26 protein-coding genes and 1 tRNA gene are annotated in these 24,281 nt (G+C 69.7%); 14 read left to right on the top strand and 13 right to left on the bottom strand.

From position 1 onward, the window contains the following. The first annotated feature begins 1 nt into the window (after position 1). The 5 genes from ACFWNN_RS29265 (at position 2) to ACFWNN_RS29245 (ending at position 4,481) form a co-directional block, all read left to right on the top strand. Complete coding sequence (locus tag ACFWNN_RS29265; protein WP_382443144.1) at positions 2-421, top strand: hypothetical protein; 420 nt, start codon at positions 2-4, stop codon at positions 419-421. Between the two features lie 72 nt (positions 422-493). Beyond that, positions 494-2,524, top strand: coding sequence for a bifunctional MFS transporter/dTMP kinase (locus tag ACFWNN_RS29260; protein ID WP_382443143.1), 2,031 nt, complete (start codon positions 494-496; stop codon positions 2,522-2,524). Between the two features lie 23 nt (positions 2,525-2,547). Continuing rightward, complete coding sequence (locus ACFWNN_RS29255) at positions 2,548-3,744, top strand: DNA polymerase III subunit delta' (RefSeq protein WP_382443142.1); 1,197 nt, start codon at positions 2,548-2,550, stop codon at positions 3,742-3,744. Continuing rightward, positions 3,737-4,129: a hypothetical protein gene (locus ACFWNN_RS29250; protein ID WP_382443141.1), complete on the top strand. Its 393-nt coding sequence runs from the start codon at positions 3,737-3,739 to the stop codon at positions 4,127-4,129. Before ACFWNN_RS29255 ends, ACFWNN_RS29250 begins: the two co-directional genes overlap by 8 nt. A gap of 4 nt (positions 4,130-4,133) precedes the next feature. After that, on the top strand, positions 4,134-4,481 hold the full coding sequence (locus ACFWNN_RS29245) for a hypothetical protein (protein ID WP_382443140.1): 348 nt from the start codon (positions 4,134-4,136) through the stop codon (positions 4,479-4,481). Here the strand turns inward: ACFWNN_RS29245 and ACFWNN_RS29240 are convergent. The 4 genes from ACFWNN_RS29240 to ACFWNN_RS29225 form a co-directional block, all read right to left on the bottom strand. Continuing rightward, entirely contained in the window at positions 4,458-5,195 is a 738-nt protein-coding gene (locus tag ACFWNN_RS29240; protein ID WP_382443139.1) for an IclR family transcriptional regulator, read from the bottom strand. The genes ACFWNN_RS29245 and ACFWNN_RS29240 overlap by 24 nt on opposite strands. After that, positions 5,192-5,917, bottom strand: coding sequence for an SDR family oxidoreductase (locus ACFWNN_RS29235; protein ID WP_382443138.1), 726 nt, complete (start codon positions 5,915-5,917; stop codon positions 5,192-5,194). The genes ACFWNN_RS29240 and ACFWNN_RS29235 overlap by 4 nt, the downstream gene beginning before the upstream one ends. Further along, entirely contained in the window at positions 5,914-6,741 is an 828-nt protein-coding gene (gene kduI, locus ACFWNN_RS29230; protein ID WP_382443137.1) for a 5-dehydro-4-deoxy-D-glucuronate isomerase, read from the bottom strand. The genes ACFWNN_RS29235 and kduI overlap by 4 nt, the downstream gene beginning before the upstream one ends. Before the next feature lie 84 nt (positions 6,742-6,825). Continuing rightward, complete coding sequence (locus tag ACFWNN_RS29225; RefSeq protein ID WP_382443136.1) at positions 6,826-8,190, bottom strand: hypothetical protein; 1,365 nt, start codon at positions 8,188-8,190, stop codon at positions 6,826-6,828. Positions 8,191-8,298: 108 nt separating this feature from the next. Here ACFWNN_RS29225 and ACFWNN_RS29220 point away from each other — a divergent pair. Next, positions 8,299-8,372 (top strand) — tRNA-Thr (locus ACFWNN_RS29220). A gap of 60 nt (positions 8,373-8,432) precedes the next feature. Here ACFWNN_RS29220 and ACFWNN_RS29215 read toward each other — a convergent pair. Both ACFWNN_RS29215 and ACFWNN_RS29210 read right to left on the bottom strand, forming a co-directional pair. After that, positions 8,433-8,720, bottom strand: coding sequence for a hypothetical protein (locus ACFWNN_RS29215; protein ID WP_382443135.1), 288 nt, complete (start codon positions 8,718-8,720; stop codon positions 8,433-8,435). A 30-nt stretch (positions 8,721-8,750) separates the two neighbouring features. Then, positions 8,751-9,416 (bottom strand): HNH endonuclease family protein, encoded by a 666-nt coding sequence (locus ACFWNN_RS29210; RefSeq protein WP_382443134.1) that lies wholly within the window; start codon positions 9,414-9,416, stop codon positions 8,751-8,753. 136 nt (positions 9,417-9,552) lie between these two features. Here ACFWNN_RS29210 and ACFWNN_RS29205 point away from each other — a divergent pair, with 136 nt between their 5' ends. Further along, a complete protein-coding gene (locus ACFWNN_RS29205; protein WP_382443133.1) occupies positions 9,553-10,386 on the top strand; it encodes an endo alpha-1,4 polygalactosaminidase in 834 nt (277 codons plus the stop codon). Here the strand turns inward: ACFWNN_RS29205 and ACFWNN_RS29200 are convergent. Together ACFWNN_RS29200 and ACFWNN_RS29195 are read right to left on the bottom strand one after the other, a co-directional pair. Continuing rightward, positions 10,359-11,099: an SRPBCC domain-containing protein gene (locus ACFWNN_RS29200; protein ID WP_382443132.1), complete on the bottom strand. Its 741-nt coding sequence runs from the start codon at positions 11,097-11,099 to the stop codon at positions 10,359-10,361. The genes ACFWNN_RS29205 and ACFWNN_RS29200 overlap by 28 nt on opposite strands. Then, positions 11,096-11,698 (bottom strand): ArsR/SmtB family transcription factor, encoded by a 603-nt coding sequence (locus ACFWNN_RS29195; RefSeq protein WP_382443131.1) that lies wholly within the window; start codon positions 11,696-11,698, stop codon positions 11,096-11,098. The genes ACFWNN_RS29200 and ACFWNN_RS29195 overlap by 4 nt, the downstream gene beginning before the upstream one ends. Before the next feature lie 145 nt (positions 11,699-11,843). On the opposite strand from ACFWNN_RS29195, the gene ACFWNN_RS29190 reads away from it, so the two are divergent. Next, positions 11,844-12,017: a hypothetical protein gene (locus ACFWNN_RS29190; RefSeq protein WP_382443130.1), complete on the top strand. Its 174-nt coding sequence runs from the start codon at positions 11,844-11,846 to the stop codon at positions 12,015-12,017. On the opposite strand, the gene ACFWNN_RS29185 is transcribed toward ACFWNN_RS29190, so the two are convergent. From ACFWNN_RS29185 to ACFWNN_RS29175, 3 genes are all read right to left on the bottom strand, one after another. Further along, positions 11,999-12,961, bottom strand: coding sequence for a TIGR03617 family F420-dependent LLM class oxidoreductase (locus tag ACFWNN_RS29185; RefSeq protein ID WP_382443129.1), 963 nt, complete (start codon positions 12,959-12,961; stop codon positions 11,999-12,001). The two genes, ACFWNN_RS29190 and ACFWNN_RS29185, sit on opposite strands and share 19 nt — an antisense overlap. A gap of 13 nt (positions 12,962-12,974) precedes the next feature. After that, positions 12,975-13,691 (bottom strand): excalibur calcium-binding domain-containing protein, encoded by a 717-nt coding sequence (locus ACFWNN_RS29180; RefSeq protein ID WP_382443128.1) that lies wholly within the window; start codon positions 13,689-13,691, stop codon positions 12,975-12,977. Between the two features lie 99 nt (positions 13,692-13,790). Next, positions 13,791-14,243 (bottom strand): DUF4442 domain-containing protein, encoded by a 453-nt coding sequence (locus ACFWNN_RS29175; protein ID WP_382443127.1) that lies wholly within the window; start codon positions 14,241-14,243, stop codon positions 13,791-13,793. A gap of 174 nt (positions 14,244-14,417) precedes the next feature. Between ACFWNN_RS29175 and ACFWNN_RS29170 the strand changes: the two genes are divergently transcribed. Then, the gene (locus tag ACFWNN_RS29170; RefSeq protein WP_382443126.1) at positions 14,418-14,945 is read left to right on the top strand and encodes a MarR family winged helix-turn-helix transcriptional regulator; all 528 of its coding nucleotides are present in this window, start codon (positions 14,418-14,420) and stop codon (positions 14,943-14,945) included. Between the two features lie 2 nt (positions 14,946-14,947). Further along, entirely contained in the window at positions 14,948-16,588 is a 1,641-nt protein-coding gene (locus ACFWNN_RS29165) for an MDR family MFS transporter (RefSeq protein ID WP_382443125.1), read from the top strand. A 60-nt stretch (positions 16,589-16,648) separates the two neighbouring features. Here ACFWNN_RS29165 and ACFWNN_RS29160 read toward each other — a convergent pair whose 3' ends face one another. Further along, a complete protein-coding gene (locus ACFWNN_RS29160; RefSeq protein ID WP_285647754.1) occupies positions 16,649-17,155 on the bottom strand; it encodes an inorganic diphosphatase in 507 nt (168 codons plus the stop codon). A 454-nt stretch (positions 17,156-17,609) separates the two neighbouring features. Between ACFWNN_RS29160 and dacB the strand changes: the two genes are divergently transcribed. Genes dacB through hpt form a run of 4 tightly spaced genes read left to right on the top strand, consistent with a single transcriptional unit; the run spans position 17,610 to position 21,832 of the window. After that, positions 17,610-19,286, top strand: a complete 1,677-nt coding sequence (dacB, locus tag ACFWNN_RS29155; RefSeq protein ID WP_382443124.1) for a D-alanyl-D-alanine carboxypeptidase/D-alanyl-D-alanine-endopeptidase — start codon at positions 17,610-17,612, stop codon at positions 19,284-19,286. 28 nt (positions 19,287-19,314) lie between these two features. Continuing rightward, positions 19,315-20,358: a zinc-dependent metalloprotease gene (locus tag ACFWNN_RS29150; protein WP_382443123.1), complete on the top strand. Its 1,044-nt coding sequence runs from the start codon at positions 19,315-19,317 to the stop codon at positions 20,356-20,358. Next, complete coding sequence (tilS, locus tag ACFWNN_RS29145; RefSeq protein WP_382443122.1) at positions 20,355-21,266, top strand: tRNA lysidine(34) synthetase TilS; 912 nt, start codon at positions 20,355-20,357, stop codon at positions 21,264-21,266. Before ACFWNN_RS29150 ends, tilS begins: the two co-directional genes overlap by 4 nt. 17 nt (positions 21,267-21,283) lie before the next feature. Beyond that, the gene (hpt, locus tag ACFWNN_RS29140; RefSeq protein WP_030477529.1) at positions 21,284-21,832 is read left to right on the top strand and encodes a hypoxanthine phosphoribosyltransferase; all 549 of its coding nucleotides are present in this window, start codon (positions 21,284-21,286) and stop codon (positions 21,830-21,832) included. 512 nt (positions 21,833-22,344) lie between these two features. Here hpt and ACFWNN_RS29135 read toward each other — a convergent pair. Beyond that, a complete protein-coding gene (locus ACFWNN_RS29135; protein WP_382443121.1) occupies positions 22,345-24,006 on the bottom strand; it encodes a substrate-binding and VWA domain-containing protein in 1,662 nt (553 codons plus the stop codon). Positions 24,007-24,281: the final 275 nt, after the last annotated feature.

The raw sequence follows: 24,281 nt of genomic DNA, 5'->3' as shown, positions 1-24,281 counted from the left end.
GGTGCCGACGAACGAGTTCGGACCCGACGGGACTCAGGCCCCGCCGCCTCCCCGGCTGTACCCGGACCCCCTCGCAGGACTGGTGACGGCGGACAGTTACGTCACTCCTCAGTGGACGGCTTTCAGCTCACCTGTGGCGGTGCCGACACCTCCGGCGCCGACCGAGCAGATGCGGCAGGCGATCCACGAGCAGATGCAGCGCGAGCAACGGCGTCCGCGTGGCCGGGCGCCGCGCCCGCAGCACCAGTACGCTCCGCAACAGTTCGCTCCCGCTTACCAGATGCCCGCGCAAAACCCTGCGCAGCAACAACAACAGCCCACACAACAGACGAGTGGCGTGGCCGCGTTCATCGGCTGCCTGGTCGTCATCGGGTTCTTCGTGCTGGTCCTGGTCAGCATCCTCGGAGCGATCTTCAGCTAGCCGTGTCCCGAGTCCGTCATCCTGGCTCACCACATCCGGTTACGCTGATCGCACGGGAGTGGCGACTTAGGGGTGACGGAAATTCAGGACGCGGACACACCGGCGACCGAGGCAGGCCAGGCAGGGCAGGCCCAGTCCAGCGTGTCCACGGTTCACCGGCTTCGATCGGTACTCGCCATCCGGCCGTTCCGGCGGCTCTGGCTCGTCACCTACCTGTGCAGCGTTGGTGACTGGCTGTCACTGCTCGCGTTGACCGGTCTGGTCTCCACGATGATGAAGAGCTACGAGTGGCAGTCGTTCGCGCTGCCGCTGGTCGTGCTCACCCAGCTGCTGCCGGGCATCCTCTTCGCGCCGATCGGCGGCGTGCTCGCGGACAAGTTCGACCGCCGCAAGGTCATGGTCGTCTGCGACGTCCTGCGCGGGTCGCTGTTCATCTCGATCGCGCTGGTCGGCTCGCCGATCTGGCTCTTCATCGCGAACTTCCTGGTCGGCTGCTGCGCAATGCTGTGGATCCCGGCCAAGGAGTCGGCGGTCCCGAACCTGCTGCGCCGCCCCGACCAGGTGGAGTCGGCGAACCAGCTCGGCCTGGTGATGACCTACGGCATCTCCACGATCAGCGGCTTCGGCCTGTACTCGCTGATCTCGGGCATCCCCGCGTACCTGAACCTGCAGGGCGGGAACCTGGAGTTCAGCATCGCGACGATCGCGGTGGTGATCAACGGCCTGCTGTACTTCACCTCGGCGATCCTGGTCGCGACCCGCCTGCCGGAGCTGTCCGGCCGCGTCTCCGCCGCTCCCGCGAAGGACGCCGGGGACAAGCCCGGCTTCGTCGCGATGCTGCGCGAGGGGCTGCGGTTCGCCGGCCGGACGCCGCTGGTCCGCGGCCTGCTCATCGGCATGGTCGGCGCGTTCGCCGCGGCCGGTGTCGTGATCGGCACGGCGAAGACCTACGCGTTGTCGCTGCTGGGCGGCGCCTCGACGTTCGGCCTGCTGTTCGTGGCCGTGTTCCTCGGGCTCGCGGCCGGCATGGCGACGGCGCCGCGGCTGGCCCAGCGGCTCGCCTACAACCGGCTCTTCGGCGTCACGATCGTGCTCGCCGGCATCTCGCTCGCGCTGGTCGCGCTGGCCCCGCACCTGTGGATCGCGCTGCTGACGGTGGCGCTGGTCGGCGCGTGCGCGGGCGTGGCGTTCCTGACGGGCCTCACGATCGTGGGCTCGCAGGTCCAGGACGACATGCGCGGCCGCACGGTCGCGTTGATCCAGACGTTGCTGAAGGTCGTGCTGTTCGGTGCGTCGGCAGGCGCGCCGCTGCTGCTCACGTTGCTGCAGAAGCGGCAGGTCAGCGTGTTCGGCCACCCGATGGAGGTCGACGCCAGCCGTCCGGTGATGGTCGGCGGCGCGGTGATCGCCATCGTGCTGGGCCTCGTCGCGTACCGGCAGATGGACGACCGGCGCGAGGAGCCGGTGCTGTCGTCGTTGTTCGCGGCGATCCGGGGCCGGCGGCACACCACGGGCATGCTGATCGCGATCGAGGGCGACACCCGCGAGGACACGTCGGTGCAGGCCAGGCGCCTGGCCGCCGCGTTGCGCGCGGAAGGGCTCGACGTCGTGCTGGCCGCCGACCCCGAGCACGACGAACGCCGGTTGCGCACGATGTTGTCGTCAGCGGAGCTGGCGGGCGTCCGCGCGCAGGCTCTGGTCGCTGCCGCCGTGCGGGCCGATGTCGTCGAACGGCAGGTGCGCCCCGCGCTCGACTCGGGTTCCGTGGTGGTGATGGAGCGGTACGTCGACTCGCCTTTGGCGCACTTCACCGCGACCAGCACGCTGGAGCACCAGGAGCTCGAAGGCCTGGTCGACTGGGCCACCGGCAGGCTGCGTCCCGACCTCACGATCCTGCTCGACCGGCCGGTGACCGACGGCAAGGGCATCGGTCCCGAGCACCACTGGCGTGTGCAGCGGCTGCTGAGCGAGATGGCGGCGGCTGACCCCGACCGGTACCTGGTGGTCGACGCGGACGGCGACACCGACGAGGTGGCCGAACGGGTCCGCGCCGCCGTGGTGCCGTTGCTCGCGACCCGCAGGCGCCCGGTCCCCGCGGTCTGACCCGCCGCTGGAAGACTGCACTCATGAGCGTGTGGCACGAGGTGGTCGGCCAGCCCGACGCGGTGGCGACCCTGTCGGCGTCCGCGGAGGCAGCGGCCACGATCGTCTCCGGCGGCACCCCCGCACCTGGTGTGATGACGCACGCCTGGCTCTTCACCGGCCCGCCCGGCTCCGGCCGTTCGTCCACCGCCCGCGCGTTCGCCGCCGCGTTGCAGTGCGTGGTGACCGACGACCGTCCGGGCTGCGGCGAGTGCACCGGCTGCCGCACGACGTTGCACGGCACCCACGCCGACGTGCGCGTAGTCGCCCCAGAAGGCCTCTCGATCTCGGTCGCCGAGATGCGCTCGCTCGTCCAGATCTCGGCCCGCCGCCCCACCTCGGGCCGCTGGCAGGTCGTGATCATCGAGGACGCCGACCGCCTGACCGAGGGCGCCGCGAACGCCCTGCTCAAGGCCGTCGAGGAACCCCCGGAGCGCACCGTCTTCCTGCTCTGCGCCCCGTCCGACCACCCGGACGACGTGTCCGTGACGATCCGCTCCCGCTGCCGCCTGGTGTCCCTGGGCTCGCCGCGCCCCGCCGCCATCGCCTCGGCGTTGGAGGAGGTCGACGGCATCTCGCCCGAGATGGCCCAGTGGGCGGCCTCGGTCTGCGGCGGTCACGTGGGCCGGGCCCGCCGCCTGGCCTCGGACGAGCAGTCGCGCTCGCGCCGCGAGTCCGTGCTGCGCATCCCACTGGCCCTGCGCCGCCCCGCCGACGTCTTCACCTGCGCCGACGAGCTGATCAAGGCCGCGGAGGACGACGCCTCCACGGCCAACGAGGCCCGCAACGAGGCCGAGCGCGAGGCCCTGGAGACCGCGATGGGCGCGGGCGGCACCGGCAAGGGCACCGCCGCCGCCACCCGAGGCGCGAAGGGCGCGTTGAAGGACCTGGAGAAGCGCCAGAAGTCCCGCGCCACCCGGACCCAGCGCGACTCGCTCGACATGGCCCTGGTCGACCTGGCCGGCTTCTACCGCGACGCCCTGGTCGTGCGCAGCGGCTCCGAGGCGGCCCTGATGCACCCGGACCGCGCCGCCGACTCGCGCACGGCCGCGGCCCAGTGGACGCCGGAGTCGATCCTGCGGCGGCTGGAAGCCGTGCTGGCGTGCCGCGAGGCGATCGAGGTCAACGTGAAGCCGCGGATCGCCGTCGAGGCGATGGTCACCACCCTGCACCGTGGCTGACTTCGGCGTGACCATGACGCCGGAGACGGCGGCGCGGCTCCGGCCGGACCTGGAACGGCTGATCGCGGAGTTCCGCGCGCTGGCGCACGCGCTGGTCGGCGCGCTGCCGAACCCCGACGACATCTCGGACGAGGTCTTCGCCGTCGGGCGGACGTGGTGGCTCCACCACCACGACCCGCACGTCCTGTGCGAGGACGACGACGGCGTGACCGTCGAGGCGCACCTCTACAACCCGGACCTGCTCGATCCGTGGTTCCTGCTGCTGTACGCGAAGTCCGTCACGGGACACGAGGCCGTCGTGGAGGCGTGCCCGGCGGGGTTCCACGACATCGCCCGCCTGCTCGACCTCCTGCCGGAGGTCTCAGAGCCACCCCAGCGCGGCTGATCCGGTGGCGAGACGAGGGGCGAGGTCGTTGCTGATCGGCACCGACCGGTTCGTCTGGTCGGTGCGCCACTCCTGCGGCGACGGCTGCCGCGAGGTCGTGCGGCTGCACCGCGAGGGCGAGTCCGGGCGGCTCGTGATCGTGTTCCAGGCCGGCGAAGAGCGCCACGTCGCAGACGGCCTGATGCACGCCGGCGAGGTGCTCACTGGCGGCCGCAGTCTGAACCTCAACCGGCCCGGCGTGATCCGCGCGCTGCTCGACGTGGCTGGGTGGCGGTCCGAGGTCCGCGAACTCGACGGCTGGGACCTGTTCGACGCGGTCGCCGCGCGGTCAGAGCCACCCCAGCGCGGCTGACACCTCGTCCGCCGCCCGCAGCACCCGCGGCCCGAGCGCGATCAGCTCGGGCAGCGAGTGCTCCAGCGCGAGCGTGGACGCCGACAGCCCGCCGATCACCGTGCCCGCGTGGTCGCGGACTGCGGCGCCGACGCAGCGCACGCCCACCTCGTTCTCCTCGTCGTCCAGCGCGAAGCGGGACCTGCTGACCCGCGTGAGCTGCGCCTTCAGTCGAGGAGAGGAGGTGATCGTGTGCGGCGTCCGGCCGGGGAGGCCGGTTCGGTCGAGGTAAGCGTCCAGTTCGGTGGCGGAGAGCGAGGCCAGCACGGCCTTGCCGATGGCGGTGCCGTGGGCGGGCAGGGACATGCCCAGCCGTGACGCCATGCGGTACGGCTTGTCGGCCTCGATCTTGTCCACGTAGACCAGTTCGTCGCCGAAGAGCACGGCCAGGTGCACGGTGCAGCGCGTCGACTGCTGCAGTGCGCGCAGGGCCGGTCGTGCCCGCTCGACCGTGTCCATCGGCCGCAGCACCTTGCCCGCGAGGGCGAGGACGCGTGGGCCGGTGAGGTAGCCGTCGGCGGTCGGGGTCGCGAAGCCGCGGTCCACCATCGCCTGCAGGAGGCGGTGGACCGTCGACTTCGGCAGACCCGTCACCCGCGCGATGTCGGTGATGCGCGGGTGGTCGGCCAGGGCCTCCAGCACGGCGAGCGTCTTCTCGACGGCGGTGTCGGTCATCTCGCCAGCCAGCCTCCGTCCACGACCAGAACGTGTCCGGTCACATAATCGGACGCGGCGCTGGAAAGGAACACCGCCGGACCCACCAGATCTTCCGGCGTGCCCCAGCGGCCGGCCGGGATGCGGGTCCTGATCGCGGGCTCGCGGTCGGGGTCGGCACGTAGCGGTGCGGTGTTGTCGGTGGCGATGTAGCCCGGCGCGATGGCGTTGACCTGCACGTTCGACTCGGCCCACTCGTTCGCGAGCAGCTTGGTCATGCCGACCAGGGCGTGCTTCGAGGCGGTGTAGGCGGAGACGAGGATGCCGCCCTGGAACGACAGCATCGAGGCGATGTTGACGACCTTGCCGCCGCCGTTCGCGATCATCTGCCGGCCGCAGAGCTTCGAGATCTCGAACGCCGAGTCGAGGTTGACCGCCATGATCCGCTGCCAGTCGGACAGCGAGACGTCGACGGCGGCACCCCGGTGGATCGTGCCGGCGTTGTTGACCACGACGTCGACGCGGTGCTGGTCGAGGATCGGGGCCAGGGCGGGTTCGACGGACTCCGGTTCGGCGAGGTCGATCGAGACCGTGGCGAGCGCCGGTGCCACGTCGGACAGGTCGCCGCGCCCGACGAGGACGAGCTGGGCGCCCGCCTCGTGCAGACCGCGGGCGATGGCCCGGCCGATACCCGTGCGTGCGCCCGTCACGAGAGCTGTCTTTCCTGCCAACGAGAAGCTCATCGCAGCTCCGTCACGGCGACCTGGTCCATGTCGTCGTAGGCCTGGTTCTCGCCACCCATCGCCCACACGAACGTGTACGAGTGCGTTCCTGCTCCACTGTGGACGGACCAGGACGGGGAGATCACCGCTTCCTCGTTGCGCACCAAGATGTTCCGCGTGTTCTGCGGTTCGCCGCACAGGTGGACGACGCGGTGGTCCTCCGGCAGGTCGAAGTAGAGGTAGCACTCCGTGCGCCGGTCATGGGTGTGCGGCGGCATGGTGTTCCAGACGCTGCCGGGCGCGAGCGACGTCACGCCGAGCACCAGCTGCGACGAGCGGATGCCGTCGGCGTGCACGAACTTGCGGATCTCCCGGCGGTTCGCGGTGCTCTGGTCGCCCGCGTTCATCACCTCGACCTCGTCGTAGCGGGCGACGGCCGTGGGGTGCTGCGCGTGCGACGGCGTGGAGAACAGGTAGAAGCGGGTGTCCTCATCGGACGCGTGGAACTCGACGTCCTGAGCGCCCTGTCCGATGTAGAGGCAGTCACGGGTGCCCAGTGCGTGCTCCGTGCCGTCGACGGTGATCGTCCCGGTGCCGCGGACGGCGACGACGGCGAGCTCGCGCCGTTCGAGGAAGTACCGCGACCGCAGGGGAGAAGCGCTCTTCAGCGGGAGCGGCTCGCCCGGTTTCGGGGTTGCTCCTCCCAGCACGATGCGGTCCTCGTGCGTGTAGACGGTCCGGACCTCACCCGGTGCGAAGAGGTCGTCGACGAGGTAGTGCTGCCGCAGTCCGTCCGTGTCGAAGCCCGGCAGCTGGGCCGGGTGGGTCGAGTGCCTGACCTGCATTGCGTGCGTGCCTTCCGATCTGGCGGCGGAATGGCTACCCGCATGGAACTACGTTCCGCCAGACAGAACAACCCCGGGCGTCCGTCAGTTGGGACTGGAGGACTTCCCGGACGGCCGCCGGGACGGCAGCGCGGCGAAGAGCACGACACCCGCGAGCAGCAACGCCGTTCCGGTCCAGAACAACGGGATCGAGTTGTACGCGGCGTTGGTGTAGGCCAGCGGCGGCGCGCCCTTCGGCGGTGCGGCCGGCGCACCAGGCTGCTGCGGCACGGTCGTCTGCGGCGGCTGCGACGTCCCGCAGATCACGCCTCCCTGCGGCGCCGCGGCCCGCACGATCTGCTCGCCCAGCGAGATCTGCGCGAGCGCCGTGGGCAGGGTCGGCAGCTTGAGCTTGTCCGTCGGCAGCAGCTGCACGTCGAGCATCCGGGCCGTGGCGCCGAGCTGGAACCCGCTGAACCCGTTGCCGGAGAACGCCGCCTTCTTCTCGTTGAGCCCGGCGATCTGGAGCTTCACCACGACCAGGTCCAGCAACAACGGGATGTCCAGCGTCGGGTGCGCGGCGTCGAGCGTGCCGAGCTCCTTGCCGTTCTGGCTGACCTTCAGCACCGGCGCGGAGTACGTGATCTTCGACGTCCGCTCGTCCCCGGTCGACGTGGCCGTGAGCGTCGGCGGCGTGGCCACGTCGATCTTGATGCCCCCGGCCAGCTCCACGCTGACCGCGCGCATCGTCGACGTCGACTCGACCGCCTTGTTCTTGCTGCCCGGCAGGTCGACGAGCTTGACCACCGAGCTCGCCTCGAACGTGTCCGGAATGCTGATCAGGCTGGTCTTCACCGGCAACGGCACCTCGGCCGGCAACGCACTCAGCACCTCGAGCCCGGCCAGCGACGTCCTGGCAGTCGCCAGCGGACTGACGCACGGCCCGACCTTCTCGTCCCACCGCGCCTGCACGCTGCCGTTCAACGCCTTGAGCTTCGCGAGCGGCGTCTCCGGAATCGGCAGCCCGCCGTTCGTCGGCTGCGGGTTGTCCGGAATCGCCGTCTGCACCAACGTCCCCGGCGTCTGCGGCGCCCGCCCGGCCACCGCGAACCCGAACGGATTGGCCTGCGTCACCACCCGCTCGGTGGCGAGGAACGCCTCGGTGTTGACCTGCGCACTCGCGAGCCCCAAGCCGAACTCGGACACCGACTGCTTCGGCAGCTGATCCCCGAACCCGGGCAGGATCGTGTTCGTCGGCACCCCCTGCGGCCCGAGCCGCAGCACGCTCAACCCGGTCCCCGCGTCCCCCACGGCGTGCGCGAGGGGCTGGGGCCCGTTCGGCGCCGACGCCGGCGGCTGGTTCGGATCACGCGGCCCCGGCACCGGAGTGGTCGGGGGCTGCGCGAGCGCGGGCATCGCGACGAGCGCGAGCAGCAACCCGGCCAGCGGCACGGACAACGAACGGCGCATGGACCACTCCTCGGCGGTGGGGAGGTGGTGACCTCGGTCACTGTCCGTACAACGAGGGGGACCCCCGTGAGTAACGCGCTTGCGTGTCGGTTATAGTTATCGCGTCTCGCCGCCTTAGCTCAGTCGGCCAGAGCGGCTCACTCGTAATGAGCAGGTCATCGGTTCGATTCCGATAGGCGGCTCGGTGAGACGGAAGGGCCAGGTCATTCGTGACCTGGCCCTTCTGCATTTCCCGCACAGGCTCAGCGCGGTACCGCGGATTTCATCTCCAGGCTCGCCGCCACGATCGCCAGCACGATCAACACTCCCGCCGCGATTGCCCAGACGAACACCTGCCCGTAGGTGGACCGACTGCGAATGCGGAACGTCGCGAACGCGGCGCCGAAGGAGCAGAGGACGGGCGGCAACCACAGCCAGCTCGGGTAGCGCACTACTGCGGCGACGGACGACACGATCAGCACGGCCGGGATGACGTAGCCGGCCCAGTGGTAGCGCCGGAGGTTGAGGTCGTGCTCGAAGGGCGGACTCACTCTCGCGGACCTTAGGGCCGCGCGAGCAGGTCAGCCACACGTGGTGAGGGCCTGCTCCAGCGCCGAACGCTCCGCCGGCGCCACCGACAGCCCGTAGGCCGCCTTCACCGTCACGTAGATCCGCCCGTACGAGCACGCGTACCCGGCGGCCGGCGGCATCCACTCGTCCGGCGTCTTGTCGCCCTTCGACTGGTTCACCTTGCCCGCCACCGCCACCAGGTTGCGGAGGTCGTTGGCCGCCGCCAGCCGTTGCTCGGGAGCCCAGGAAGCCGCTCCGCTGCGCCACATCTCGGCCAGCGGCACCACGTGGTCGATCTGGATCTTCGACACGGTCTTCTCCTGGGACCCGGTGTACGGGTCGTCCAGGACGCCGGACTGCACGCTGCACCGGCCCGGCTTGCGGGTCACCTCGGCCAGGTCGCGGGCCAGCACCTGGCTGCGCTGGTCGCAGCCGTCGCCGTCGGTGTCGAACCAGGGCTGTCCGAAGACGCACGCCTTGCCGTCGTCGCAGTCGCGCACGTATCCGTCCATCCGTCCCTGTGCCGCGACGGGCAGGGCGGCGAGCGAGGTTCGTGCGGCCGCGGCGTCGAGCGTTCCCTCCGGCACGCGGTCCACCTGGGCCGCGGAGGGCGCCGAGGGCGACAGGGGGATCGCGGAACAGCCCGCCAGGACGAGGATCAGCAGCAACCACCGCATGTACGGGTGATACCCGGCCCCAACGACTTGATGGCCGCCCAACGGCGTAATCCTCACGCCAGTGAGACATGCGGTGGAGCAGGCTGAGTGGCTGCTGTGAACGGCCTGAGGGCGTCGAGACCGGGAAGGTCGTCACGTGGAGCTCAGAACACTGGTCAAACCTGTTGCGGCACTTGCCGTTCTGGTCCTGCTCGGCGGCGGGTGCGCGAGCGAGCCCGAGATGCCGCCGCGGGAGAACCCGCCCGCTGGTGGGCAGCTCGACTACCAGCTCGGGGGCGCCTACCAGCCCGACGTGCCGGTGAAGATCGTGGTGCGGGACCGCAGCAAGATCATCGACGGCCGGCGGTACAACATCTGCTACCTCAACGCCTTGCAGACGCAGCCGAACTCGGCCGAGGGCGGGCTCGACTGGTGGCGCAAGAACCACGACGACCTGCTGGTGAAGCGCAACGGTGAGCCGGCGATCGATCCCGAGTGGCAGGAGGGGATTCTCGACATCTCCACCGGCGAGAAGCGGGCGAAGATCCTGGAGATCCAGAAGAAGTGGATCAAGGACTGCAAGACGTCGTTCTTCAAGGGCATAGAGCCGGACAACCTCGACTCCTACCAACGCTCACAGGGCGCGTTCGACCTCAACGCCACCAAGGAGTTCATGAAGGCGTTCGTGCGGTACGCGCACGAGCAGGGGCTCGCGGTGGCGCAGAAGAACACGGCCGAGCTGGGGGACGCGGGGAAGAAGGAGATCGGCTTCGACTTCGCGATCACCGAGGACTGCCAGGTCCAGAACGAGTGCGGGACCTACGCCAACGCGTTCGGCCGCGACTTCTTCCAGATCGAGTACACCGAGGCCGGGTTCAACAAGTCGTGCGCCGATCGCGGCGGCAAGGTGTCGATCATCCGCCGCGACCGGCTCGTCGTGCCGTACGGGCACGAGGACTACGTCTACGAGGTCTGCCCGCCGACGGTCTGAGTCAGGAACGCCTGCCAGCGCTCGGCTTCACCGGAGGCGTCACCGAAGACGTGGTGGCCGAACGCGCTCGTGCCGTGGAAGCGGTAGATGCCCTGAGGCCCGCGCACGCCGAGGAAGTTGTGCAGGTCGTGGCGCACCACGTAGTCCACGACGCCGTGGATGCCGAACGGCTGCAACGTGACCTCGTCGCCGACCTCCGGGTCCAGCGGCACGCCGAGCGCGGCGAGCAGCACCGGCCAGTTGTTCGCGCCTTCCGGCTGTTCGGGCCACTGCGCGAAGACGTACGTGCCGGGCTGCCCGGGGAAGTGCTCGACGTACGACGCCAGCGTGGACAGGTACATGTCCCAGCCCTTCGACTGCTGGTCGACGAACTCGTCGCCCCAGCCGTCGGCGAGGATGCCGCTGTGCACGAACCGCAGCACGGTGGTGCCCTGCTCGCGGCCCTCGATCAGGTACTCCATCGCGTGGAACGTGCCGTCCTCGCCCTTGTCGCTCTCGTAGGCGAGGTGCTTGCCGGGCTCCCACGTGGTGATCGTCGAGGACTCCTGGAAGAAGCCCAGGTCGAGCGTCATGCGGCCGCCCACGCGACCGTCGACGGTGTGCGGGCCCATGAACCACGAGTCGATGCCGGGCCCGGTCGCGATGGCCTCCCAGACCTGCTCCGGGGTTCCCGCGACCTCGACCTCCTTGCCGATCTCGAACTGGTGGGTCACGACTCGTCCTCCTTGGCGGCGGCGTTCACGCTCGGGTGCAGGGCGACGACGACTCGGTGCGGACGCCCTCCTTCTGACTGTTCGTCGTGGTACTTCGCGACGAGCTGCGTCATGAACCCGGCGAGCTCCTCGGCGAACGCCGCGCGGTCGGCCGCGGAGGCGAAGCGGACCTCGCCGTCCAGCGCGAACGTCGCGAGCCGCTTCTTCGCCCTGGTCGCCCCCGTGATCAACGTGCCGACGTCGCGCACCAGCCGGGCCGAGACCGCGAGCAGCCACCGCGCGGACAACCGGTCGGGCGACCGCGCCGGGTCGGGCTGCACGGCCGCGAGCGCCGTCGGGGAGATGACGTAGGACGCGGCGGTCGCCTGCAGCAGGCGTTCGTTCACGTTGCCCTTGCGTCGTTCCTCGACGAGCTCCACCAGGCCGTGCTGCTCCAGCGTGCGCAGGTGGTAGTTCACCTTCTGCCTGGGCAGCCCGACCTTCGCGGCGAGCATCGTCGCCGATCCTGGCTCCACCAGCTCCGCGAGCAGTCGCGCCCGCACCGGGTCCAGCGACACCTCGGCCGCGGACGGGTCCTCGATCACCGCCACTTCGAACATGGACCCAGCGTCACACCGAAAACAAAATTAGTCAAGACACAGTCGACTGTCGGTGACTTTGCTCCACCTGGGTGGCGTTCGAGCCGGTACCGTAAGCGACGTCTCGATTGGTCGTTGCTTGTTCGCAACCCCCTGAGGAGACGAGATGACCATCGCGATAGTCCTGACCCTGCTCGCCCTGCCGTTCGCCCTGACCGCCGCCAACGTCGGCAGACGCAGGTGGATCCGCAAGAGGGGTGTCGCCAGGGTGCGCGCCGAGCTCGACGGGTTCCACGCCGAGCTGGCACGGCACGGGCTCAGTCACTTCTCCGGGCGCTGAAGCACGTTCCGCGACGGAGAGATGCGGGTGACGACGTCGCCGTACCGCTCCAGGAGCAGGTCCGTGACGGTCTCCGGCGTGCCGAGCACGCAGAACTCGGCCAGCACCTCGTCCGTGATCAGGTCGCTCATCTCCGCCCACTGCTGCCGCCGTGACATGCGGTGCAGGTCTTCGTGCAGCGCGCCCCAGCCGTGCAGGTCCAGCACCGGCTTGTACGCGGGCGTCGACCCGTAGAACGCGATCTGCCGCTTGACGTCGGCGATCTCGTCGTCGTTCGTCGCGGTGAACACCGGGCCGCTGATCTCGAAGCCCTCCAAGGACCTCCCCGCCTTCGCACGGCCGCGTTCCAGCGCCGGCAGCGTCACCTCGCGCAGGTACCGCTCGGTCGTGAAGTTGTGGCACAGGAAGCCGTCCGCGACCTCGCCCGCCACCTCGGTCATCAGCTCGCCGACGCCCGCGAGGTAGATCGGCGCCGGGCCGTGCGGGTTCGTGCCTGGATCGAAGAACGGCGTCATCAGCGTGTGCTTGTAGAACTCGCCGCGGAACGCCAGCCGCTCACCGGTCTCCCAGGCGTGCCAGATCGCGCGCAGGGCCAGTACGAACTCGCGCATGCGCGCGGCCGGCTTGCTCCACGGCATGGCGAACCGCTTGGTGATGTGGGCCTCGATCTGCGAGCCCAGGCCGAGGTTGAACCGGCCCTCGGACAACAACCGCAGGTCGTTCGCCGTGGTCGCGACGGTCATCGGGTTGCGCGCGAACGCCACCGCGATCGCCGTGCCGAGCTCAATCCGCTCGGTCGCCGCGGCGGCCCCGGCCAGCGCGAGGAACGGGTCGTGCTTGGTCTCGGCGAGCCAGAACCCGTCGTAGCCAGCGTCTTCCGCTCGCTTCGCGATGTCCCCGGCGCTCGCGGGGCTGTACTCGACAGCGGCCTTGTCCAGCTTCATGCCGCTGAGGTTATTAGCGGTACCGGGATTCGCAGGCGATGCCGTTGCGGTTGTCGTCGAGCTCGACCCGGTAGCCCGGCTGACCCCAGTAGAGCGGCGCGGCACCGGCCCTGCGCGCGTCGTCGCAGGTCGCGAAGAAGGTGGGCTTCGGCGGTGTGGTCGTGGTCGGCGGCTTCTTGGTCGTGGTCGTCGTCGCCGGAGGGGGTGGTGGAGGCGGGGGAGTCGAGGTCTCCAGGACGTCCTTGCCGCCGCACGGCACGCCCCACAGGCCCATCGGCACGCGCTGGGCGGCGCCCTCGGCCTCCTTCTGACCCGGCGTGGGGGAGCCGATCGCACGGCCTGCGCCGTTGCCCAGCGCGAGCAACGCGTAGTCGGTGCCGTCGGTGAGCGAGAGAACGCCGGTGGTCCGGTCGTAGCGCACCTGCTGGTTCAGCAGCATGCTCTTGGCGAAGCTCGTGGCGGCGTCCGCCCAGCACGCGCCGGGCTGCGCAAGGCCGCTGACCTCGGCTTTCGAGCCGTCGGAGAGCATCACGGACCGGCCGTCCACGATCGCCGCCACGCTGATGCCGAGCTGGGCGGGAGGGACCGACGCCGAAGACGACGCCGTCACCGGCGCGTCGTCCTGGGCCGGTTTCTCGACGGCGACCGGCCTCGACTGCTGCACCTGTGCGGCACATCCCGCGGTGAACAGGACCAGCACGACCCCGCCCACAGTTCTCCACCCCGACATGACCTCGATGGTGCACGCGGGGCGGAGAGCCGCCAAGGTTACGTATTTCGCGAGTTTCGGTTCATTGCGATTTCCAACCGAAATACGGAGACGCCCAGTTCAGCGTGCGGGCTTGAGCGTCCAGACGACGGTCATCTCACCGGTGGTGACGCCCTCGGCGTTGCTGATCGTGATGGTGACGGGGAACTCGGGCCGCGTACCGGCCTCCAGTTCGGCCAGGACCTCGTCCGCGGACCGCCCGAGCACGGCCTCCGCGCGCAGCGGGCCCATGGCGATCTTCTTGTAGGAGATCTCCGCGCTGACGGCGAGCGGCGTGGCCTTCGCGAGGTGCGCGGCGAACGCGGCCATCACGACGGCGCCGGACGCGGACTCGCCGAGGCCGAACATCATCGCGGCGTGCGGGCCGCCGATGTGGTTGTGCAGCTCGGGGGTGTCCGGCAGGGACGCCACGATGCGGCTCGCCGACACCTCCTCGAACTCGATGCCGGTCGTCTTCACGTACGGCACTGCCTGCTTCATGGCGTCGGCGATGAACGACACGTCTTGGCTCATGAGACGGATGCTACCGGCGGGTAACCCCGTGGGCTACCCGTCAGTAGCGGCTACTCGGAGCGTGCGTACCACTCCACTGTGGAGTGAGACCTGAAACTCACTTGCAATCCGGTGGACCGAGATGGATGCTTGTACCGAGCAACTAGTTGGGTGATACAAGCAACGAGGTGTCAGATGGTCGATCCGGGCAGGTGTCCAGGCGTCGTCTTCGACGTCGATCCGGAGCACGAGCTCGCGGACCGGGTCGGCATGGCGATGGTTCGGCTCAACAAGATGCACGCCCAGGTCACTCACCAGATGGCCAAGCAGGGCATGGACAAGTCCGCCTTCGTGCTTCTCGCGACGCTCTCCGGACTCGGGGAATGCCGTTCGAGCGCGCTCGCGGAGGCGGTGCTCTCCGACCCGTCCACGATCAGCCGGCAGGTGGCCGCGCTGGTGAAGGACGGGCTCGTCGAGAGGCGTGCTGACCCGGCGGACGGCCGGGCCAGTGTTCTCGCGGTCACCGAAGCGGGCCGCGAGCTGATCATGACGCGACGCCGGCAGCGCAACGAGGCGATCGAGCAGGTGTTCGCGGACTGGGCCGACGGGGACTTCAAGGGCTTCGCGGACCTGTTCGAACGCTTCGTGCAGGACTACGAGCGCGTCATTCCAGCGCTTTTGACCTACCGCGGGACGGGGCCCCGCGCAGAAGGGGAAGACTAGAAATGTCATCGACAACCGAGGCGACACCCACGCCAGGGGTTTCCCTGTCGCATCGCCAGATCATGACGATCCTGTCGGGTCTGCTGCTGGGCATGTTCCTCGCGGCGCTGGACCAGATGATCGTCGCCAGCGCCATGAAGACCATCGCGGACCAGTTGCACGGACAGACGTTGCAGGCGTGGGCGACCACCGCCTACCTGATCACCGCGACCATCACGACCCCGTTGTACGGCAAGCTGTCGGACATCTACGGGCGCAAGCCGATGTACCTCGCGGCGATCTCGCTGTTCCTCGTCGGCTCGCTGCTCTCGGGCATCGCGACGTCGATGTACGAGCTGGCCGCGTTCCGCGCGGTGCAGGGCCTCGGCGCCGGCGGTCTGATGTCGCTGGCCTTCGCGATCATGGCGGACATCATCTCGCCGCGTGAGCGCAGCAAGTACTCCGCGTACTTCATGGCCGTGTTCGGTTCGGCCAGCGTGCTCGGGCCGGTCATCGGCGGCGTGTTCGCCGGTATGAGCTCGTTCCTGGGTGTCACCGGCTGGCGCTGGGTGTTCCTGGTCAACGTGCCGATCGCGCTGCTCGCGCTGTTCGTCGTGGCCCGCGTGCTGAACATCCCGCACCAGCGGGTGAACCATCGCATCGACTTCGGTGGCGCCATCGCGCTGACCGTCGGCCTGGTGCCGCTGCTGATCGTGGCCGAACAGGGCCGTGAGTGGGGCTGGGCGTCGGGTCTGTCGATCGCGATGTACGTGATCGGCGTGCTGGGCCTGGTGGCGTTCGTGTGGGTCGAGAACCGCATGGGCGACGAGGCGCTGCTGCCGATCCGGATGTTCCGCAACCAGACGTTCTCGCTCGGCAACACGATCAACTTCGTGCTCGGCATCGGCATGTTCGGCGGCATGGTCTCCATCCCGCTGTACCTGCAGATCGTCAAGGGCGTCACGCCGACCACGTCGGGCCTGATGCTGCTGCCGATGACGTTCGGCATCATGTCGGCCACCGCGATCGCCGGTCGCGTGACCTCGAAGACCGGCCGCTACAAGATCTTCCCGATCATCGGCGCCGGCCTGATGGCGATCGCGTTGTTCCTGCTCAGCACCATCGGCACGGACACGCCGAGCTGGCTCGTCATGGGCTACATGTTCCTGATGGGCGCGGGCCTCGGCCAGTGCATGCAGACGCTGCTGCTGGCGATCCAGAACGACGCCGAGCCCCGTGACATGGGCGTGGCGACCGCTTCGGCGACGTTCTTCCGCCAGATCGGTGGCACCGTCGGCACCGCGGTGTTCCTGTCGATCCTGTTCAGCACGGTCGGCGACAAGATCGCGGAGGGCCTGCGGGCCGCCGCGCAGACCGACGCCTTCCGCGCCGCTCTGGGCCAGAACCCGGAGTTCGCGAAGATGCTGCAGGGCGGTGGCGGGTCCGGTGTGGACATCAACAACACCGAGTTCCTCAACGGGCTCGACCCGGTGCTGGCCAAGCCGTTCCTCGACGGGTTCTCCAGCGCGATCGACACGGTCTTCCTGACCGGCGGCATCGTGATGATCGCCGCGTTCGTCCTCGTGTGGTTCCTGCGCGAGAAGCCGCTGTCGACCAAGTCGGGTCTGGAGCGGGTCGCGGACGCCGAGGCCATCGCGGTCTAGTCGCGGAAACGAAGAAGAGGGGGACTGCTCCGAGCAGTCCCCCTCTTTTCGCGTGTGTCCCTAGTGGAACGACTCGCCGCGTGCCTCGGCGTCCTTCAAGCGCTGGTAGGAGCGCTTGATCTCGGCCTCGGCCTCGGTGCGGCCGACCCAGGAAGCGCCCTCGACGCTCTTGCCCGGCTCGAGGTCCTTGTAGACCTCGAAGAAGTGCTGGATCTCCAGGCGGTCGAACTCCGCCAGGTGGTGGATGTCGCGCAGGTGCTCGTGGCGCGGGTCGTTGGCCGGGACGCACAGAACCTTGTCGTCGCCGCCCTTCTCGTCCGTCATGCGGAACATGCCGATCGCACGAGCGGCGATCAGGCAGCCGGGGAACGTCGGTTCCTGGACGAGCACGAGGGCGTCCAGCGGGTCGCCGTCCTCACCCAGCGTGTTCTCGATGAACCCGTAGTCGGCGGGGTACTGCGTCGACGTGAACAACGTCCGGTCGAGGCGGATGCGGCCACTCTTGTGGTCCACCTCGTACTTGTTGCGCACGCCCTTGGGGATCTCGATCAGGACGTCGAATTCCACTGGTCCTCGCTCATGTAGCCCATTCGTGATGCCCACTAGTGTGGACCACAACGCCTTGTCAACCCTCATCGGAGCCGCGGTTGGTGGGTGTGAGATTGCCCGTACCGAGCTAGCGGAGGCCCACTTGCCGGACGAGCCCCAGTGGCCGACCGAGGACGACGACGCAGGGTCGGTCGCCGCCGCGCAACAGCCAACGGTGCAGGTCAACCGCCCGTCGGTGGATCAGCCGACGATGCGTTTCCCGCTCGCGGCCGTGCTTTCGCCGCCGTCCACACCGGAGCCGCCGCGGTCGTCGCCGATCCGTTCCGTGCCGAACGGTCCGGGTGCCGGTGCCGGCCCCTCGGGTGTGCCAGTGCCCGGTTTCGGAGGCGCTCCGGCGCCCTCGGCGGAAAACGCCGGTGGGAAGTCTCACGGCCCGATTGGTCCGGAAGTCGGCCAACCTCGGGCCGTCCCGGTGCGCGTCGAGCCCAAGGCCGACCAGCGCACGACCGAGCTGGCCGTGCCGAACGCCAAGACGGCGCGCGTCGACCAGTTGCCGCACCTCGAACAGTCCTGGTTCGACCAGGCGGTGAGACCGGAGTCCGCGCCGCCGCGTCCTGAACCGACGAAGCGCGTCGACCAGCTGCAGAGTGCCCCGCCGCCTCCCGCGCCGCCGCGTCCTGAGCAGACCCGCCCGGTGGCGCCTCCGCCGCCGCGGCAGGAACCGCGGGACCTGCCCGTCACGGGCTACGAGGAGGAGCCGGAGGACCGCCTCTCGGCCGACGAGCCGCGCAAGAGCCGCAAGGGCCTCGTCGTCGTGCTCAGCCTGGTCGTGGTGGCCGCTCTCGCCGGCGCGACGATCTACGCCGTGCAGGAGTTCGGCGGCACGAAGGCGGTCGAGACCAAGCCTCCGGCCGCTCCCGCGAACGTCCAGACGCTGGTCAAGGCCGTCACCGCGGGTGGTCCGGCCCCGTCGGCGACGGGGGTGAAGGGCGTGCTGACCGGACCGGCGGGCAACAGCGCGCTCGGCACGTTGACGGGCAGCGTGATCGACCCGGCGAGCGGCACGGCGCTGTGGCAGCAGGGCGACACCACGCCGGCGACCCCGGCGTCCAGCCTGAAGATCCTCACGGCCGCGGCCGCGTTGCTCAGCCTGGAGAAGACCGACCAGCTCTCCACCAAGGTCGTGGCGGGCGCGGAGCCCGGCACCGTCGTGATCGTCGGCGGCGGTGACCCGACGATCTCCGGCGTGCCCGGCAAGTCGGTCTACCCCGGCGCGGCGACGCTCGACGACCTCGTCAACCAGGTCAAGGCCAAGGGGCCGGTGACCAAGGTCCAGTTCGACCTCAGCCGGTACGCGGGCGAGGCCCTCGGGCCGCAGTGGGAGACCGCCGACATCGCGGGCGGGTCCGTCGCGCCGATCGTGCCGTTCATGCTCGACGGCGGGCGGGTCGACCAGTCCAACGTCAACGGCGCCCGCACGGCGAGCCCCGGCCAGGCGGCGGCGGACGCGTTCGCGCAGCGGATCGGGGCTCCCGGTGCCACGGCCGGTGCCGCTCCGGCCGGCGCGCAGGTGCTCGGCGAGATCAAGTCGGCGCCGATCGAGCAGCTCGTCGACAACATGATGCAGATCTCGGACAACGTGCTGACCGAGGCCGTCGCGCGCGAGATCGCTCTCAAGACGGGCAACGAGGCGTCGTTCGCGGGAGGCGTGAAGGCCGTCCGGGACACGCTGACCAAGGCGGGCTTCGACCTCACCGCCGCGAACCTCGTGGACGGCAGTGGACTGTCCGCCTCGAACAAGATCCCGGCCAAGCTCCTGACCGACGTGCTGACCGCGGCGGCCAAGCCCACGCTCGACGACGCGCGCACCGCGAAGCTGCGGCCGTTGCTGACCGCGCTGCCCGTGGCGGGCGGCAGCGGCACGCTGGCCGGTCGCTACGACGGCGACGCGGCGTCCGGCAAGGGCTGGGTGCGGGCCAAGACCGGCACGCTCACCGGCGTCAACGCGCTCGCGGGCGTCGTGGTCGACGTGGACGGACGGGTGCTCGTGTTCTCGTTCATGTCCGCGAGCAACCGCAACCCGGAGACCGAGGTGCGCCCGGCGCTCGACGTGATGGCCGCTGCGTTGCGGGGTTGTGGCTGTTCGTAGCGGCCCGTGCGCAGGTAGCGTCGGAAGCGTGAACGGCGCGACGGAGGCAGAGCTCGGCCCGGTGGACTGGGAGCTGGCGGTTTCGACCGCCACACGGCTCGTCAGGCCCGGCCCGGTGATCGGCAAGGACGAGGCGGACCACGTCGTCGGCAGGCTTCGCGAGCTCGCGCCACAGGCGGAGGTGCACGTCCGCGAGCTGACCGGGCTCGGACCGGGGCTGCCCCTGCTGCCGGGCGAGGTCGTGGACCGGCCGGCCTGGGTGGCCGCTGCCGCGCAGGGTCTTGCGGCGCTGACAGGGCCCGCGATGCCCCGGCAGACAGGGCCGATGGCCGGCCTTCTCGCCGGGACCGCGGGCGTGCAGGCCGGTGTCGTGATGGCGTTCCTGTCGTCGCGCGTGCTCGGGCAGTACGACCCGTTCAGCCCCAACGACCAGCTCGCCGGGCGGTTGCTGCTGGTCGCGCCGAACATCGTTGGGGCGCAACAGGCTCTCGACGTGCCGGACGACGACTTCCGGATGTGGGTGTGCCTGCACGAGTGCACGCACCGGCTGCAGTTCACCGGCGTGCCGTGGCTGCGGCAGTACTTCTCCGACCAGGTCACCGCGCTGCTGTCCTCTATGGACGAAGAGCGCGCGCCGCTGACCGACCTGATCCGCGACTTCCGCACCAAGCTGCGCGCGGGCGACGGACCGATGGGCCTGATCGAGCTCATCCAGTCGCCGCAGCAGAAGGCCGTGCTGGACCGCCTGATCGCACTGTCCACTTTGCTCGAAGGCCACGCCGACCACGTGATGGACGCCGTGGGCCCGTCCGTCGTGCCGTCCGTGTCGACCATCCGCACCCGGTTCAGCGCCCGGCGCAAGGGCGGCGGCCTGCTGGACCGCGTGCTGCGCACCGTGCTGGGCGTCGAGGCGAAGGTGCGGCAGTACGAGGAGGGCGCGGAGTTCACCTCGTACGTGGTCGAGCGGGTGGGCATGGACGGCTTCAACGCGATCTGGACGTCCGCCGACACCCTGCCGACGCGTGCGGAGATCGCCGAGCCGATGAGCTGGCTGCGCCGCGTGTCGCCGTGAACGGTCCGGTCGCCGAGATCCGTTCGGCGGTCCGGCGGTTCCTGGACGCCGTGCGGCCCGAGGCCGTGACCGTGGCCGTGTCCGGCGGGGCCGACTCGCTGGCACTGGCCGCGTGCGTCGGACGGCTGGTGCCCGGTGCGTCGGCCGTGGTGGTCGACCACCAGCTGCAGCCGGGGTCCGCCGACGTGGCGTTGCGCGCCGCCGCGCAGTGCGCCGAATTCGGGCTCCTGTCGCGTGTCGAGCCCGTGGTGGTGTCCGGACCCGGTGGGCCTGAGGGCGCGGCCCGTGCGGCTCGCTACGCGGCGCTGAGGCCCGCGGCCGGGGTGGTGCTGCTGGGCCACACGCTGGACGACCAGGCCGAGACCGTGCTGCTGGGGCTGGGCCGCGGGTCCGGGCCCCGGTCGATCGCCGGGATGCGGGTGTTCGACGCGCCTTGGGGACGGCCGTTGCTCGGGGTGTCGCGGAGCACGACGAGGGCCGCGTGTGAGGACCAGGGGATCTCGGTGTGGGAGGACCCGCACAACTCCGACCCCTCGTTCACCCGCGTGCGGCTGCGCGCCGAGGTCCTGCCGTTGCTGGAGTCGGTGCTGCAGGGCGGGGTGGCGTCGTCGCTGGCGCGGACCGCGGCCCAGCTGCGGGAGGACTGCGACGCACTCGACTCGCTGGCCGCGGCCTTCGCCGGCGACTGCTGTGCCGTTGATGACATCTGCGAGCTGCCGGTCGCACTGCGCCGGAGGGTGCTCAGGGCGTGGCTGATCGAGGAAGGCGTGCCTGAACTGTCCGATTCACACCTGCGCCGGGTCGACGCACTGGTGAGTGAATGGCGCGGTCAGGGCGGTGTCTGGCTACCTGGCGGCTTTGTCGTGCGGCGCGCGCATGGCAGGCTCGTTGTGGAACCACAGTCTTAAGCAGAGGGGACCTGTCCGTGTACGACGGCGACATCGCATCCGTGCTCATCACCGAGCAGGAGATCAGCGACAAGGTCACCGAACTCGCCAAGCAGGTCGCGGCTGATCACCCAGAAGGTGACTCCGACCTCGTGCTGATCACGGTGCTCAAGGGCGCCGTGATGTTCATGGCCGACCTGGCGCGGGCCCTGCCCGTCCCGGTGCAGCTCGAGTTCATGGCAGTGTCGTCCTATGGGTCCTCGACCTCGTCCTCGGGCGTGGTGCGGATTCTGAAGGACCTGGATCGCGACATCGCGGACCGGAACGTGGTGATCGTCGAGGACATCATCGACTCCGGGCTCACGTTGTCGTGGCTCTTGAAGAACCTGCAGTCGCGGAAGCCGCGGTCGTTGCAGGTGTGCACGCTGCTGCGAAAGCCGGACGCCGTGAAGGTGGAGGTGCCGGTCAAGTACGTCGGGTTCGACATCCCTAACGAGTTCGTCGTGGGGTACGGGCTGGACTACGCGGAGCGGTACCGGGACCTGCCCTACATCGGCACGCTGGACCCGAAGGTCTACTCGAGCTGATTACGCGGGTCGGTTTGCCGTTGCCGGTTCCTGTTCCAGCGGGGTTGGTCGCGTTGTGCTGGTCGGGCTGCGGTTGCGAGGGTGCTCGCGCGGGTCGTGACGAAAGACCCCGGGGTTGCGATTGGGGCTTGACCTTGAGCCTCTGGCGGGATGCTGGTCGTCCGGAAAAGCTGGGCTGAAAAGCGCCCGGCCGATCCGAGAGGGTGGCATCCCGCCCCCTCAAGGTAAAGCCCCAATCGCCTTGAGCGGCGTAACCGGCTCTGTGGCGGGGATCAGCCCGTTCGGCTCGCCTTCGGCTTCGCGTGCCAGGTTTCGCAGGTGGTGGGTTTGCGTTGACGGCTGCCGGTTGAGAGCGCGCGCCGGGCCAAGACGGTGGTCGCCTTGCGTTGACGACTGCGGTTGGGTGCTCGCGCCGGGCCAAGGTGGTGGTCGCCTTGCGCTGGCGCCCTGCCGTTGAGACAAAGAAAAGCCGGGCCTCCCCTTCGGGAAGCCCGGCTTCGTCGTTCGGCGGGTCAGCAGTTCGGGCGGCAGCGGCGCTGCGAGACCGCGTCCAGGAGCACGGAACGGATGTCCTCCGGGTTGCGGGCCTGGTAGGCCTTGCCGCCGGTCGCCCCCGAGATGGCGCGCAGGGCGTCCATGTCCACCTCGTCGCCCAGGCCCACCATGATGATCGGCACGGGCTTGGCCGGGTCGGACTCGCGCTTCAGGGTCTCGATCAGGGCCTGGGTGTCGATCGACGAGATGTCGTCGTTGACGCCGTCGGTCATGAGGACCACGGAGTTGACCTTCGAGGCGTCGTAGCCCTGCTTGACGTGGCGGAAGGCCGCCAGCGTCGTGTCGTTCAGGGCCGTGCCGCCGCCCACCAGGCCGGGGAGCTGGGAGGCTCCCGCTTCCAGGCGCTTGCGGCGGGTGACGCCTGCCAGGGGTTCTCCGAGCGGGCCGATCGGGACCAGTTCGATCCAGTCGTTCGGCGGCTTCTTGTCGGTGGAGAACGCCCAGAGGCCGATGGCGGTGGTGTCCGGGAGCATCGAGAGGGCCGTCATGGAGGCCTCGGTGGCGGCTTCCACTCGGGTCTTGCCGTTGCTGCCGCTCTTCTCGATCATCGAGCCGGAGACGTCGATGACGGTCAGCATGCGCATGTCGAGGCTGATGGCGCCCCAGGTGCGGAGGAGTTCGGAGACCTGGTCCGCGTTCGGGGTCTCGATCAGCTTCACGTCGCCCGCCTGGACGCCTTCGACGTCGGTCGACCACTTGGCCGGGGCGGCGCCCTGGACCGTGCGGAAGCCCGCTTCACCGAAGCGCTTCGAGGTCTCGGAGGAGCGCAGCGCCTTCTCGAACTCGGCCGCCGCCTCGCCGAGGCCCTCCGGCTCGTTCGGGCGGGAGACCCGGACCAGGGGGTAGTCGAACGAGAGGGTGCCTTCCTTCGGCGGGGCGCCCAGCACGACGTTGTCCTTCACGGCCCTGTTGTTGGCCACGACGGACTGTTCGGTCGCGGCGAAGAGCGGGGCCTTTTCGGCGTCGGTGGTGACTTTGCCGAAAGCGTCGCGGACGGAAGGAACGGCACTGCGGCCGACGCGGAGGAGGGTGCCCACCAATTCCGGTTTGGGCGTTCCGTCCGCATTACCCAGCAAAGTACGAATCACGAAGAGCGAGGCGAGACCCTCCGAGGTCATCGTCGGGTCGCTCATCGAGATCTGGACGCGCGGGTCGACGACCTTCGACCACGAGACCGGGGTGACCGGGAAGCCGATCTTGGACATCGCCTGCTCCGAACCGGCCATGACCAGCGGGCTGGTGGCCAGGGACGGCTTGATGTCCAGTTTCGGGGCCTCCGGGCCGGTCTCGGCCGACTGGCGCTGGGCCTCTGCCGCCCACATCGACGAGTCGGGGATCCACAGGGAGTGGGGGTTGATCTGCGCGGTCGGGAGCTCGTTCGCCACGTCGGCCGCGTTGCGGGACTCGACCTGGACCTGGACGCAACGGCCGTTCACGACCGGCTGTGACCGCTGGTAGTCCTGCGCGGCGGCGTTCACGACATCCAGGGCGGCCGGGGTGACGGCGACCTTCAACGGCAGTGCTCCGGAGCAGTCGGCGCCGCTGGTGACACGCAGTGCCACGACCGTGACGCCCGCCGCCGCGACCACTCCCAGCAGGGCGGCCACGGGGACGGCCACCCGCCGGAACAATCCGGGGGACGTATGACGTGCTGACATACAGTTACTTACCTTCGGTCACGTGTTCACTCTTTCGAGTGGCGGGGGAACACTCGGGGGATGAATGAGGATGACATGTGACCGCCAAACGTACTGAGACGGCGTGACCTGCGTCACTCGTCTGGGCGGCGGTATTTGTTCCGGATGAACCAAAGTGCGTGAACATGCGTGGTGGGGGTCACCCGTGGGAACCCCGGACCGCCGCCGCCCGTTGGTTGTCCAGTACCCGGCCAGCG

Source organism: Lentzea sp. NPDC058450, assembly GCF_042721395.1.
Lineage (GTDB): Bacteria > Actinomycetota > Actinomycetes > Mycobacteriales > Pseudonocardiaceae > Lentzea.
The sequence above is the reverse complement of the archived record's forward strand: the minus strand, read 5'-3'. Positions and strand labels throughout refer to the sequence as shown.

What these genes read in the sequence shown, in the direction of transcription:
- ACFWNN_RS29255 (WP_382443142.1), top strand. Translation starts at nt 2,548, where the DNA reads ATGAGCGTGTGGCACGAGGTGGTCGGCCAGCCCGACGCGGTGGCGACC.
- ACFWNN_RS29240 (WP_382443139.1), bottom strand. Translation starts at nt 5,195, where the DNA reads ATGACCGACACCGCCGTCGAGAAGACGCTCGCCGTGCTGGAGGCCCTG.
- ACFWNN_RS29235 (WP_382443138.1), bottom strand. Translation starts at nt 5,917, where the DNA reads ATGAGCTTCTCGTTGGCAGGAAAGACAGCTCTCGTGACGGGCGCACGC.
- kduI (WP_382443137.1), bottom strand. Translation starts at nt 6,741, where the DNA reads ATGCAGGTCAGGCACTCGACCCACCCGGCCCAGCTGCCGGGCTTCGAC.
- ACFWNN_RS29225 (WP_382443136.1), bottom strand. Translation starts at nt 8,190, where the DNA reads ATGCGCCGTTCGTTGTCCGTGCCGCTGGCCGGGTTGCTGCTCGCGCTC.
- ACFWNN_RS29210 (WP_382443134.1), bottom strand. Translation starts at nt 9,416, where the DNA reads ATGCGGTGGTTGCTGCTGATCCTCGTCCTGGCGGGCTGTTCCGCGATC.
- ACFWNN_RS29195 (WP_382443131.1), bottom strand. Translation starts at nt 11,698, where the DNA reads ATGTTCGAAGTGGCGGTGATCGAGGACCCGTCCGCGGCCGAGGTGTCG.
- ACFWNN_RS29190 (WP_382443130.1), top strand. Translation starts at nt 11,844, where the DNA reads ATGACCATCGCGATAGTCCTGACCCTGCTCGCCCTGCCGTTCGCCCTG.
- ACFWNN_RS29185 (WP_382443129.1), bottom strand. Translation starts at nt 12,961, where the DNA reads ATGAAGCTGGACAAGGCCGCTGTCGAGTACAGCCCCGCGAGCGCCGGG.
- ACFWNN_RS29180 (WP_382443128.1), bottom strand. Translation starts at nt 13,691, where the DNA reads ATGTCGGGGTGGAGAACTGTGGGCGGGGTCGTGCTGGTCCTGTTCACC.
- ACFWNN_RS29175 (WP_382443127.1), bottom strand. Translation starts at nt 14,243, where the DNA reads ATGAGCCAAGACGTGTCGTTCATCGCCGACGCCATGAAGCAGGCAGTG.
- ACFWNN_RS29170 (WP_382443126.1), top strand. Translation starts at nt 14,418, where the DNA reads ATGGTCGATCCGGGCAGGTGTCCAGGCGTCGTCTTCGACGTCGATCCG.
- ACFWNN_RS29165 (WP_382443125.1), top strand. Translation starts at nt 14,948, where the DNA reads ATGTCATCGACAACCGAGGCGACACCCACGCCAGGGGTTTCCCTGTCG.